The sequence below is a fragment of the Cellulomonas sp. NEAU-ZC6 genome (genome assembly GCF_056844425.1).
In genome coordinates, this window is the sequence record NZ_JBXFYH010000004.1 from 254,294 (window position 1) to 266,141 (window position 11,848).

Annotated in this window: 11 protein-coding genes; 6 read left to right on the forward strand and 5 right to left on the reverse strand. The window is 75.0% G+C overall.

What is annotated here, in order from left to right; genetic code table 11:
• The first annotated feature begins 263 nt into the window (after nt 1-263).
• The 6 genes from dnaK (at nt 264) to AC1050_RS17220 (ending at nt 6,367) form a co-directional block, all read left to right on the forward strand.
• On the forward strand, nt 264-2,132 hold the full coding sequence (gene dnaK, locus AC1050_RS17195) for a molecular chaperone DnaK (protein ID WP_482388627.1): 1,869 nt from the start codon (nt 264-266) through the stop codon (nt 2,130-2,132).
• A 53-nt stretch (nt 2,133-2,185) separates the two neighbouring features.
• On the forward strand, nt 2,186-2,761 hold the full coding sequence (locus AC1050_RS17200) for a nucleotide exchange factor GrpE (RefSeq protein WP_482388628.1): 576 nt from the start codon (nt 2,186-2,188) through the stop codon (nt 2,759-2,761).
• A gap of 76 nt (nt 2,762-2,837) precedes the next feature.
• Nucleotides 2,838-3,848, forward strand: a complete 1,011-nt coding sequence (locus AC1050_RS17205) for a DnaJ C-terminal domain-containing protein (RefSeq protein ID WP_482388629.1) — start codon at nt 2,838-2,840, stop codon at nt 3,846-3,848.
• Between the two features lie 67 nt (nt 3,849-3,915).
• A complete protein-coding gene (locus AC1050_RS17210; protein WP_482388630.1) occupies nt 3,916-4,362 on the forward strand; it encodes a heat shock protein transcriptional repressor HspR in 447 nt (148 codons plus the stop codon).
• Nucleotides 4,352-5,335, forward strand: coding sequence for a class A beta-lactamase (gene bla, locus AC1050_RS17215; RefSeq protein WP_482388631.1), 984 nt, complete (start codon nt 4,352-4,354; stop codon nt 5,333-5,335). Before AC1050_RS17210 ends, bla begins: the two co-directional genes overlap by 11 nt.
• A 258-nt stretch (nt 5,336-5,593) precedes the next feature.
• The gene (locus AC1050_RS17220) at nt 5,594-6,367 is read left to right on the forward strand and encodes a hypothetical protein (protein ID WP_482388632.1); all 774 of its coding nucleotides are present in this window, start codon (nt 5,594-5,596) and stop codon (nt 6,365-6,367) included.
• Here the strand turns inward: AC1050_RS17220 and AC1050_RS17225 are convergent.
• The 5 genes from AC1050_RS17225 to AC1050_RS17245 form a co-directional block, all read right to left on the reverse strand.
• A complete protein-coding gene (locus AC1050_RS17225; RefSeq protein WP_482388633.1) occupies nt 6,312-7,127 on the reverse strand; it encodes an ABC transporter ATP-binding protein in 816 nt (271 codons plus the stop codon). The genes AC1050_RS17220 and AC1050_RS17225 overlap by 56 nt on opposite strands.
• 12 nt (nt 7,128-7,139) lie before the next feature.
• On the reverse strand, nt 7,140-8,051 hold the full coding sequence (locus tag AC1050_RS17230) for an ABC transporter permease (protein WP_482388634.1): 912 nt from the start codon (nt 8,049-8,051) through the stop codon (nt 7,140-7,142).
• A 71-nt stretch (nt 8,052-8,122) separates the two neighbouring features.
• Nucleotides 8,123-9,106, reverse strand: a complete 984-nt coding sequence (locus AC1050_RS17235) for an ABC transporter substrate-binding protein (protein ID WP_482388635.1) — start codon at nt 9,104-9,106, stop codon at nt 8,123-8,125.
• Nucleotides 9,107-9,183: 77 nt separating this feature from the next.
• On the reverse strand, nt 9,184-10,974 hold the full coding sequence (atzF, locus tag AC1050_RS17240) for an allophanate hydrolase (protein ID WP_482388636.1): 1,791 nt from the start codon (nt 10,972-10,974) through the stop codon (nt 9,184-9,186).
• On the reverse strand, nt 10,971-11,699 hold the full coding sequence (locus AC1050_RS17245) for a GntR family transcriptional regulator (RefSeq protein WP_482388637.1): 729 nt from the start codon (nt 11,697-11,699) through the stop codon (nt 10,971-10,973). The genes atzF and AC1050_RS17245 overlap by 4 nt, the downstream gene beginning before the upstream one ends.
• Nucleotides 11,700-11,848 lie beyond the last annotated feature (149 nt).

Genomic DNA, 11,848 nt, shown 5'->3' on the forward strand with positions numbered 1-11,848 from the left:
GGGTCGGCTCGGTGGCGTGGTCGTACCAGCGTCGGGCGCGGCCCCGACCGCAACCAGGACCTGCCGATCCGTGCCTGCGCCCGGCCCGGGAATGCGGCGCGGCGATCCGTAGTTGAGCCAGGCAGACTCAAGTTCGACGCCGCGAAGTTGCCAACCGGCGACCGCCGACGCAGACTTGAGCGCAGCAGGCTCAAGGCGCCGCCGTCCCAGTCCCGGGGCGGCTCCGGACGCCGGACCACGCAGCACGACGAAGGAGCACAGACATGGCACGAGCAGTCGGCATCGACCTGGGCACCACGAACTCCGTGGTCGCCGTCCTCGAGGGCGGGGAGCCCACCGTCATCGCCAACGCGGAGGGCGCGCGCACGACCCCCTCGGTCGTCGCCTTCTCCAAGACCGGCGAGGTCCTCGTCGGTGAGGTCGCCAAGCGCCAGGCGGTCACCAACGTCGACCGCACCATCGCCTCGGTCAAGCGCCACATCGGCACGGACTGGACGACCGAGATCGACGACAAGAAGTACACGGCGCAGGAGATCTCCGCCCGCGTGCTCGGCAAGCTCAAGCGCGACGCCGAGGAGTACCTGGGCGAGCCCGTCACCGACGCGGTCATCACCGTCCCGGCGTACTTCAACGACGCCGAGCGCCAGGCGACCAAGGACGCCGGCCAGATCGCGGGCCTCAACGTCCTGCGCATCGTCAACGAGCCCACCGCGGCCGCCCTCGCCTACGGGCTGGAGCGCGGCAAGGAGGACGAGCTGATCCTCGTCTTCGACCTCGGTGGCGGCACGTTCGACGTCTCCTTGCTCGAGGTGGGCAAGGACGACGACTTCTCGACGATCGAGGTCCGCGCGACCTCCGGCGACAACCGCCTCGGCGGCGACGACTGGGACAACCGGATCGTCGAGTGGCTGGTCGGCCAGGTGAAGAACTCGACCGGCGTCGACCTGTCCAAGGACAAGATCGCGCTGCAGCGGCTGCGCGAGGCGGCGGAGCAGGCCAAGAAGGAGCTGTCGTCCGCGACCAGCACCAACATCAGCCTGCAGTACCTCTCGATGTCGGAGAACGGCCCGATCCACCTGGACGAGAAGCTCACCCGGGCGCAGTTCCAGCAGATGACGGCCGACCTGCTCGAGCGCACCAAGGCGCCGTTCAACGCGGTCATCCGCGACGCGGGCATCAAGCTGGCCGACATCGACCACGTCGTGCTCGTCGGCGGCTCCACCCGCATGCCGGCCGTCGCCGACGTGGTGCGCGAGCTCACCGGCGGCAAGGAGCCCAACAAGGGCGTCAACCCGGACGAGGTCGTGGCCGTCGGCGCCGCGCTGCAGGCCGGTGTCATCAAGGGCGACCGCAAGGACGTCCTGCTGATCGACGTCACCCCGCTGAGCCTCGGCATCGAGACCAAGGGCGGCGTGATGACCAAGCTCATCGAGCGCAACACCGCCATCCCGACCAAGCGCTCCGAGATCTTCTCGACGGCCGAGGACAACCAGCCGTCGGTGCTGATCCAGGTGTTCCAGGGCGAGCGCGAGTTCGCCCGGGACAACAAGCCGCTGGGCACGTTCGAGCTGACCGGCATCGCGCCGGCGCCGCGCGGCGTCCCGCAGGTCGAGGTCACCTTCGACATCGACGCGAACGGCATCGTGCACGTGTCCGCCAAGGACCGCGGCACGGGCAAGGAGCAGTCGATGACGATCTCCGGCGGGTCCGGCCTGCCGAAGGACGAGATCGACCGCATGGTCAAGGAGGCCGAGGCGCACGCCGCCGAGGACAAGGCGCGTCGTGAGGAGGCGGAGACCCGCAACTCCGCCGAGCAGCTGGTGTACTCCACCGAGAAGCTGCTGACCGACAACGACGACAAGCTGCCCGACGACGTCAAGACCGAGGTCCGCTCGGCCGTCGACGACCTGAAGAAGGCGCTCGAGGGCGACGACCTGGCCGAGGTCACCGCGAAGCAGACGGCGCTCGTCACCGCCAGCCAGAAGATCGGCGAGGCGCTGTACTCGGCGAACCAGCAGCCCGAGGGCGCCCCGGCCGGCGAGCAGCCGACCGACGGTGCGACGGGGTCGTCCGCGCAGGACGACGACGTGGTGGACGCCGAGATCGTCGACGACGAGGGTGACAAGAAGTGAGCGAGGACCCGACGAGGGAGACCGGAGGACCGGACCCCGAGGAGCAGCCGCGCGTGACCGACAAGCGCCGCATCGACCCGGAGACGGGTGAGCTGCGCGAGCCGACGGCCGAGGAGCAGGTGCTGGCCGAGGCCGAGCAGGCGGCGTCCGCCGCCGAGGAGGCCGTGGTGCTGGAGGGTCTCGTCGAGGCGCAGAAGCTCGCGGCCGAGCGGCTGGACGAGCTCCAGCGCCGGAACGCGGACTACTACAACCTCGAGCAGCAGTACTCGGCGTACGTGAAGCGGTCGAAGGCCGAGGCGCTCGGCGCCCGCGACCAGGGCGTCGCCTCGGTCGCCGAGGCGCTGATCAGCGTCCTCGACGACATCGAGCTGGCCCGCCAGCACGGTGACCTGGTCGGCCCGTTCGCGTCCATCGCCGAGAAGCTGGAGGCCACGCTGGGCCGGTTCGGCATCGAGCGGTACGGGGCGGCCGGCGAGCCGTTCGACCCGCAGGTGCACGAGGCCCTGATGCACGGCCACTCGGCCGACGTGTCCGAGCCGACGGTGCAGCAGGTGCTGCAGCCGGGCTACCGCATGGGCGACCGCATCGTGCGCGCCGCCCGGGTGGCGGTCGTCGACCCGGAGGCGTGACGAGCAGGATGGGGACCCGGCCGCGCAGGTGCTGCGCGGCCGGGTCCACCACGATGGCAGGACGGAAGGAGGCGTCGTGAGCGGTCAGGACTGGCTGGAGAAGGACTTCTACGCCGTGCTCGGCGTCCCCAAGGACGCCGACGCCGCGGCCATCAAGAAGGCGTACCGCAAGCTGGCCCGCACCATGCACCCGGACCACAACCCGGGCGACGCGGTCGCGGAGGCCAAGTTCAAGGAGGTCGGCGAGGCCTACGCCGTGCTCTCCGACGCCGAGCAGCGCCAGCAGTACGACCAGCTGCGGGCCATGGCCGGCGGCGCGCGGTTCCGCGCGGGCGCCGGTGGCCCCGGTGGTGCGGGTGGCGCGAACGGCGGGTTCGAGGACCTGTTCGGCGGCGTGTTCAGCGGGGCGGGCGGCGGCGGCAGCCGCGTGCGGTTCCCGCAGGGCGGCGCGCCCGGCGGCGCCGGCGGCAACGGCGGGTTCGAGGACATCCTCGGCGGGCTGTTCGGCGGGGGCGGCTTCGGCCAGACCCGCACGGCGCGCCGCGGCGCGGACCTGTCGGCGGTCACCACGCTGCCGTTCCGGCAGGCCGTGGAGGGCTCGACCGTGCAGCTCGGCGTGGAGGGGCGCACCGTCAAGGCGCGCATCCCCGCGGGCGTGCGGGACGGGCAGAAGATCCGGCTGCGCGGCAAGGGCCGCCCCGGGGAGCACGGCGCACCCGCCGGCGACCTCGAGGTCACCGTGCGCGTGACGCCGCACCCGGTGTTCGCGCTCGACGGCACCAACCTGCGCCTGACGCTGCCCGTCGCGTTCGACGAGGCGGCGCTCGGCGCGGAGGTCACGGTGCCGACGCTGGACGGCAGCACCGTCCGGCTCAAGGTCCCCGCGGGCACGCCGTCCGGGCGCACCCTGCGGGTCAAGGGCCGCGGCGTCCCGGGGCCCGACGGCGCCGGCGACCTGCTGGTCACGGTGCAGGTGGTCGTCCCGCAGCGGCTCAGCGCCGCCGCCAAGGAGGCCGTGCAGGCCTTCGGCATCGCGACGTCCGGGGAGGACCCGCGCGCCGACCTGCTGGCCCGCGCGAAGGAGTGACCGAGCCGGCCGGCGGGACGGGGCCCACCCGTCCCGCCGGGCCGCGACCCGTCGGGAGGTGGTCGTGATGGCGTCCGACGACGCCCAGCTCTACGTGATCTCGGTCGCCGCCGAGCTCGCGGGCATGCACCCGCAGACCCTGCGGCAGTACGACCGGCTCGGGCTCGTGCAGCCCGGCCGCACGCGCGGCCGCGGCCGCCGCTACTCGATGCGCGACATCGCCACCCTCCGCGAGGTGCAGCGGCTCTCCCAGGAGGAGGGCGTCAACCTCGCGGGGATCAAGCGGATCCTCGAGCTCGAGTCCGAGGTCGAGCGCCTCAGCCGCCAGGTCGAGTACCTGCGGGCGTTCACCGAGACCGGGCGGCGCGTGTTCACCGCGCACCCCTCGGGGGACGTCGTGGCGATGGGCCGTGGTCAGCGGCGGCGTGCCGCGACCGCGGGCGAGCCGGTCGAGGACCCGCGCGCCACCGGCTCGCGCGGCGCCATCGTGCTGTGGCGGCCCGGTGGGCGCTGAGCCGACGCGCCCGCTCGTGGCCCGGGCCGGGGCCGTGATGGCGCTCGCGGTCGGGACGGCCCTGCTCGTCGCGGGCTGCACCGCCGGCGGCGACGCCACGGTTTCCGGGCCGGTGGCGCCGTCGGCGAGCGCGTCTCCCACCCCGAGCCCGGCCGCCGCGCCCGTCGACCTGAGCCCGTCGGTCGCCGACGACCTGGCGGCGCTGGAGTCGACCTCGGGTGCGCGGGTCGGCGTCTACGCCGTCGACACCGCGACGGGCGACGTCGTCGCGCACCGCGCCGACGAGCGGTTCGGCTACGCCTCGACCATCAAGGCCCTGGCCGCCGGCGCCGTGCTCGCCGGCCGCCCCGCCACGGCGCTCGACGAGGCACTGGCGATCACGGCCGAGGACGTCGCCGGGGCGGGCCACGCGCCCGTGACCGGCGAGCGGGTCGGCAGCACGATGACGGTGGCGGAGCTGTCCGCGGCCGCCGTCTCCGTGAGCGACAACGGCGCGTTCAACGTGCTGCTCCGGCACCTCGGCGGACCGGAGGCCCTGCAGGCGGCGCTCGTCGGGATCGGCGACACCACCACGCAGGTCGACACCGGCGAGCCCGGGCTCAACCAGTTCACCCCCGGCGAGACGCCCCGCACCAGCACCCCGCGCGCGCTGGCCGACGGCCTGGCCGGCTACGCCCTCGGCGACGCGCTGCTTCCGGACGTGCGCGCCGCCTACGTCGGCTGGCTCACCGGTAGCACCACCGGCGCGGACGCGATCCGCGCGGGCACGCCCGACGGCTGGGTCGTCGGCGACAAGACGGGCACCGCCGGCCGGTACGGCTCCCGGAACGACATCGCGGTCCTCTGGCCCCCCGACGGCGCGCCGGTCGTCCTGGCCGTCCTCACCGACCGCCCGGCGTTCGACGCCGAGCCGGACGACGCCGTGCTCGCCCGGGCCACCGAGATCGTCCTCGCCGCCTACACCTCCCGCTGACCCGGCGGCGCCCCGTTCCGCACCGCCAGCCGATTCTCGCGTCCCCAGCCGCGATCCCAGGGGGCGTCCCGAGAAAGCGCCGGCGATGCGGCCGGGCCGGCGCACCTGCCTGCGCCCGCTCCTGCGCCGAGATGGCACTCCGCGCCTGTGATCGACGTCCGGCACGCAGGCAGGAAGTGTCATCTCGGCGGGGCTCTCGCGCACGGCGGGCGCGGCGCCGACGTGCGGCGGCGGGCGGGCTGCGCCAGCATGCCGGGCATGGGCCAGCCGGACACCGACGCCGTCGTGCCGCCCACCCGCGCAGCCCGGCACGCCGCCGCGGCCGCGGTCGGCTGGCAGCCGATGCGGTTCCGGGACGTCGCCGCGGTGACCTGGACGACGGCGTGCGACGGGGTCCCGGCCGGCGTGCGCGGTCCGGTGCGGGCCGTCCTGGCGGCGTGGTGCTGGCCCGGGCGGCTGCTCGTCGTCGCCGGCGGGCGCTACCACCGGGACGACCGCCGGACGACGGTGTCGCTGCAGCGGGTGCCGGCCCTGGCCTGGACGGTCGGGCTCGGCGCCGCCGTGCTCGTCCTGCTCCGGGTGCTGCGGCGCTCGCTCCCGGAACAGCTGGTCACGGCGATGTTCGTCGGCATCGGCGCGGCCTGGGCGTACGGGCTCACGGTCGCCGTCCTGCAGTGGCAGCGCAACCGTGGCGAGCGCACCCCCGCCGAGCGCCGTGGCCTGATGCGCACGCCCGCGCAGCTGCGCACCACCTGGTGGCTCGGCCGGGTCGCGACCCGTGACCCCGACGTCGACCGCCGCGAGGTGCTGGCCCGGGCGGCGGAGCTGGTCCGCGCGGTCACCGCGCCGGGCGAGACCGTCGGCGCGGCGGCGAAGTCCGACCGCCAGCAGCGCGAGCTGGAGGAGGAGGGCTTCGCCGAGCCGCGCGGTCACAAGGGGCTGGTTGTCTACCCGCCGCCGGCCGCGGCCGAGCGGATCACGCCGCCGGGGCCGCGACCTCCTCGTGCACGAGGGCCGCGATCCGGCGCTTGAGCGCGTTGAACTCCGTCGACGTCACGTCCCGGTCCGCGCCGAGGTCGACGCGCACGATCTCCCGGACGTGGCCCGGCACGCCGTGCGAGGCGCCGCCGGCCATGACCACCACGCGGTCGGCGAGGAACACCGCCTCCTCGATGGAGTGCGTGACGAACAGGACGGTCGTGCCGGTCTCGCGGTGGATGCGGGACAGCTCGCCCTGCAGCGTGGACCGGGTGAGCGCGTCGAGCGCCCCGAACGGCTCGTCCATCAGCAGGAGCGACGGGTCGTTGGCCAGCACCCGGGCGATCGCGACGCGCTGCTGCATGCCGCCGGACAGCTCGTTGGGGTACTTGTCCGCGAACCGGGTCAGCCCGACGGCGTCGAGGAACCGGTCGGTGCGCTCGGTGACCACGCCGCGCTGCAGGCGCGCCTGCCTGGGGCCGTAGGCGATGTTCTCCCGGACGGACAGCCACGGGAACAGGCCGTAGTCCTGGAACACGACGCCGCGCTCGGGGTCGGGACCGGTGACGGGCGCGCCGCCGACCGCGACCTCGCCGAGCGAGGCGTCCTCGAAGCCGGCGAGGATCCGCAGGAGCGTGCTCTTGCCGCACCCGGAGGCGCCGACGACGCAGACGAACTCGCCGGCCGGGACGTCGAGGTCGACGTCGGCCATGGCCACGACGGTGCCGCCGGAGCGGGTGGCGTACTGCTTGCCGAGCCCCGCGACGCGGACGTCGGCGGGCTGGCGGGGACGGACGGAGCCGATGCGAGGCATGTGCTCCTCCTCTCAGGTCAGGGTGGGGCGCCCGCGGGTGACGAGCGTGAGGAGGGCGGTCAGGAGCCGGTCGGCGACGAACCCGCAGAGGCCGATGACGACCATGCCGGCGACGATGAGGTCGGTCTTCGACTGGTCGCGGGCTTGCGTGATCATCGCGCCGAGCCCGGTGTTGATGCCGACGGTCTCGCCGACCACGAGGATCACCCAGGCCAGGCCCAGGGCGACCCGCAGGCCGCTGGCGATCGACCGCATCGAGGCCGGTAGCACCACCTTGTAGAGCACCTGCGCGGGCCGGGTGCCGAGCATCGCGGCCGCCTCCAGCAGGCGGACCGGAACCTGGCGCACGCCCGCGATGGTGTTGAGCAGCACGGGGAAGAACGCGGCGAGGAACACGAGGAAGATCGCCGAGCCGTCGCCGTACCCGATGATCAGCAGGGTCAGCGGCGCCCACGCGGTGACCGGGATCGGCCGCGCGAGGTTGACCGTCGGCTCGAGCATCCGGAACGCCAGCGAGAACCGGCCCATGACGACGCCGAGCGGCACGGCGAGCGCCACGGCCAGGGCGAACCCGGCCAGCACGCGCTGCGTCGAGGCCCACAGGTGCGCGAGCAGCGTGCCGCTGAACGCGTCGTCGACCACGCCGCCGACGGCCAGGTCGACCAGCCGCCGCCCGACCTCCAGCGGCGTGGGCAGGAAGCCCATCTTGATCCCGAACGGGAGCTCCCACGCCTGCTGCACGCCGAGCGTCCACAGCACGAGGACCAGGGCGGGGACGGGCAGGGCGAGCAGGAGCGGGCCGACGCGCGGGCGGCGGCGGGCGGTGCGCGCGGGGGTCGTCGCGGCGGGTGCCGGGACGGTGGGCGCGGCGGGGGTGCGGGGACGGGCGACCCCGGTGGCCGCGGGGGCCTCGGTGCTGCTCATGTCTCTCCCTCGGGGAAGTGGGGTGGTGCCGGTGGGTGCCGGCCCCGCACGCGGCGGGGCCGGCACCGGGGTCAGGAGGCCTCGCCTGCCTCGGTGGCCTCGACGAAGGTGGTGTCCAGCAGCGCGGACACGTCCACGTCGCCGTCGATCTGCTGCAGGGCCGTCATCTGCTCGACGAGCGCCGCGACCTGGCTCTCGTACTCGGCGTCGATCTCCCAGCGCGGCCAGATGTTCTGCACGGCGGTGTCGACCACGGCCTGGTCGATGCCGAACTCGGCGACCACCCCGTCGGCCCACGCCTGCGGGTCCGCGGCCATCTGCTCGGTGGCGCGCACGTGGGTGTCGACCACCTGCTGCACCAGCTCGGGGTCCTCCTCGATCAGCGTGCCGGTCGTGTAGAGGCCGATGTTCACGCGGCCGACGGGGGTGTCGTACGGCGAGGCGACCTCGACGGCACCCGCCTGCAGCGCGGTCGACGGGCCGAGCTCGGCGCTCGCGAACGCGTCGATCCGGCCGGCCTCCAGCGCGCCGGCCATGTCGGAGAACGGCAGGTTGACCAGCTCCAGGTCGGTGTCCGCGTCCATCCCGGCGGCCTCGAGGGTGAGGCGCAGCAGGATCTCCTGCGACGAGCCCTGCGGGTATCCGACCGTCTGCCCGGCGAGCTGCTCGATGCCCTCCAGGCCCTCGCGGCCGATGATGCCGGAGCCGCCGTCGGCCGCCGCGGCGACCACGACGACGTCCTGCCCGGCGGCCGTGCCCGACACCGCGGACGGCACGCCGGCCACCCCGAAGTCGATGTTCCCGCTCACCACGGCGTTCTTGATGTCGGGGGAGGTGTCGAACTGGACGACCTCGAACTCGACGCCCTCCGGCGCGAGGTCGGCGTAGAGGAACGGGTGGTACAGGTGTGGCTGCCCCTTGAGGGTGCCGACGGTGACGACCGTGGTGCCGTCCTCCTCGGCCGTGCTGGCGCCGGCGGAGTCGGGGCTGCACGCGGCGAGGCCGGCGACGAGCAGGACGGAGGAGGCGGTCGCGAGGCGACGGGTGAGGCGCACGGGGATCTCTTCTCTTCGGGGGTTCGGGGGGGTCGGGAGGCTCAGGAGGGTCCGGCGGGGCCGGCCGGACCGGGGGGTCAGGCGGGAGGGGCCGGGACCAGGCCGGCGTCGAGCGCGGCCCGCCAGCCGCCCAGGTGCGTGACGTCGACGCCGGTGCCGTCGGCCACCGCGCCGGGCTGGCCGAGGAACCCGACGACGTCGCGCCCGTCCTCGGTGCGCAGCCGGCCCAGGCCGAGCGGTGCGCCGATGCTCAGCAGCAGCCGGCCCAGCGCGTGCGGGGTCAGCAGCCACTCCTCGCCGGCGAGCGCACCGCCGGTGCCGGGCGGGACGGCGTGCACCAGGGGCTTGGCCGGGGCGGTGGGCAGCGCGAGCATCCGGTAGTCGGGCGCCGTGCGGACCGGGCCGACCCACCGCGCGCCGAGCGCGACGAGCTCGTGGTGCAGCGGCTGCCCGCGCAGGTGGGCGCCGAACACCACGACCGGGACGCCGCCGGCCGCGTACGGGTCGGGGGCCGGGGCGTCGCGGTCGACGTCGTCCACCAGCAGGGCCGCGAGGTCGATCGCGACCTGGTCGTCGAACGCCCGGGTCAGCACCGTGACGCCCGCCTCGCCGTGCGGCGTCGCGCCGAGCGGCACCGCCACCCCGGCCATGTCGAACAGGTTGACGAAGTTGGTGAACACCCCGAGCCGCGCGTTGGTGGTCAGCGGGTCGGCTGCGACCTCGGCGAGCGTCGGGTGCTCCGGGGCGGTGGGCACGAGCAAGGCGTCGCAGCCGTCGATCCGGGCCTGCGCGGCGAGCCGCAGCTGCGCCACCTCGTCGCGCGCCGCGATGTACTCCGCGGCGGTCACCCGGCCGGCCGCGGCCGCGATGCCGGCCACCGACGGGTCGGCGCCGTCCGGGTGCTCGGCCAGGAACGCGCCGTAGGAGGCGTAGCGCTCGGCGACCAGGCCGCCGCCGTAGAGCAGCTGCGCCGCCTGCAGGAACGGCGTGAGGTCGACGGTCCTGATCCGGGCCCCGGCTCGCTCGAGGCGCGCCACGGCGGCGTCGAACCGGTCCAGGACCTCCGGGTCCACCACGTCGAGGTCGGCCCGGCGGGGGACCGCCACGACCGGCGACGGCGGGGCCGCGAGCCGGACGTCGGCCGGCCAGGTGCGCGAGGCCGGGTCGAGGGCGCTCGGCGCGGTCATCACGGCGAGGGTCCGGCGCGCCAGGTCCAGGTCGCCGGCGAGCACGGTCACGCAGTCGTAGGACGGGCAGGCCGGGACGACGCCGTCCTTGGGCACCAGGCCGAGCGTCGGCTTGATGCCCACCACCCGGTTGAACGCGGCCGGCACCCGGCCGGAGCCCGCGGTGTCCGTGCCGAGCGCGATGTCCGCGACGCCCAGCGCCACGGCGACCGCCGAGCCCGACGACGACCCACCGGACACCCGGTCCGGGGCCACCGCGCTGGCCACCGCGCCGTACGGGCTGCGGCTGCCGGTCAGCCCGGTGGCGAGCTGGTCGAGGTTCGTCTTGCCGAGCAGCACCGCCCCGGCGTCCCGCAGCAGGTCGACGACGGTCGCCGACCGCTCGGGCACCACCTGGCGGGCCGGGTGCGCGGCGGTGGTCGGCAGGCCGGCCACGTCGATGTTGTCCTTGACGGCCAGCACGAGGCCCGCGAGCGGCAGGTCCTCGCCGGCCGCGACCCGGGCGTCGACCGCGCGGGCGTCCGCCTCGACGTCGGCCCGGGACCGGACCAGGGTCCACACGTCCGGCCGGGCGGCGGCGTCCAGGTCGGCGAACGCCCGGGCGACGCGCTCCGCCACGGTGCCGGTGGTGCCGGGGCCGCCGGTGGTGCTCGTGGTCGGGGTGCTGGTCACGGCGGTCATCGCTGCTCCTCGCTCGCCATCATCCGGGTCGTGGCCAGGGCGGCCGCGGCGCGCTCCATGACGACCTGGCGGGACGCGCCGACGTGGGCGCGCAGGGCCTCGAGCGCCTGCGGCAGCCGGTCGCGGACGACCAGCTCGGCGATGCCGATGTGCTCGGTGATCGTGGCCGCCATCCGGTCCTCGGTCAGGTAGTCGTACATCCGCACGGACCGGATCCGGCGGTTGGCCTGGTCCAGCGCGTGGGTCAGCGCCGGGTTGCCCGAGGTGTCCAGCAGGGTGGCGTGGAACCGCTCGTCCTGGGCCACGAAGCCGGCGTCGGGGGCGGGGCGGTCGTCGCGGTACGCGTACCAGCGGTCCAGCTCCGCCTCGAGCCGCGCCCGGTCGTGGTGCACGGTCGGGTCCTCGAGGGCCCGGGTGAGCCCGCGCAGCTCCAGGGTGATCCGCAGCTCGTACAGGTCCGTCAGCTCCTGGAAGCTCGGCACGTACAGGTGCAGCCCGCTGTCCCGCTTCACGACGATGCCGTCGGCCTGCAGCCGGGCCAGCGCCTCGCGGACCGGCGTCCGGGACACGCCGTGCCGCTCGGCCAGGCGCTCCTCGGTGAGCCGCTCGAACGGCGAGACCCGCCCGCTCATCAGCTCGGCGCGGATGGTCAGGTAGACCCGCTCGCGGCGGGAGACGACCGGCCCGGGCGGCGGGACCGCCCCGGGGACGACTTCTGTGCTCATGGATGTATACAGAACCGGGTACGTGTTTCGGCACGTCACGCCCTGTGTTGCGAGCGCGTGACGCGTGCGCGGCCCCCCGACAGCTGCTCTCCGCGCTCGCGCGCGCGAGGCCCGGGTGCTCCGGCGACGACGTCAGGGGACGTGCCGCG